This is a genomic window from Acetobacter okinawensis, assembly GCF_002153655.1.
Taxonomy (GTDB): domain Bacteria; phylum Pseudomonadota; class Alphaproteobacteria; order Acetobacterales; family Acetobacteraceae; genus Acetobacter; species Acetobacter okinawensis_A.
In genome coordinates, this window is the sequence record NZ_JOPJ01000089.1 from 1 (window position 1) to 453 (window position 453).

General features: G+C 58.3%; 1 protein-coding gene. It reads left to right on the forward strand.

Annotated elements, in window-relative coordinates; translation table 11 throughout:
* Window positions 1-453 (forward strand): hypothetical protein (locus HK26_RS13630; RefSeq protein WP_180539584.1); only part of this gene is annotated, 453 nt, incomplete at both ends.

Sequence of the window (453 nt, forward strand, 5' to 3'; positions counted from 1 at the left end):
CAGCAGCAACTGACTGATCTGGAAAAAACACTGGCGGCCGAACGCCTGAAAATCCAGCAGACCTATGCCGGAAACTCTCTGGCGCAGCTTGAGCAGTATAGCAGCTCGGCGCTGCAATCCGTCACATCCGTGTTTTCCAGCCTCAACACCTATGCGCAGGGTCTGGCTACGTCCGATGCCTCGCCCCTGTCCGTGCAGGCTCAGTATGGGGTGGCCAATGATAATCTGACCTCGGATTACCAGAAGGCCATGGGCGGGGATTACGATGCGCTCTCGCGTATGCAGTCCGATGCCCAGTCCTACCTGACGCTGGCAAAGCAGTGGGAAGGCTCGGGCACAGGCTATGCCGAGGACTTCCAGAAGGTGGTGAGCATGCTCCAGAGCATTGGCAATCTGGGCTCGGACACGTTCACGGCCTCTCTGGCCAAAACCCTGTTCCAGCAGAACACGGAT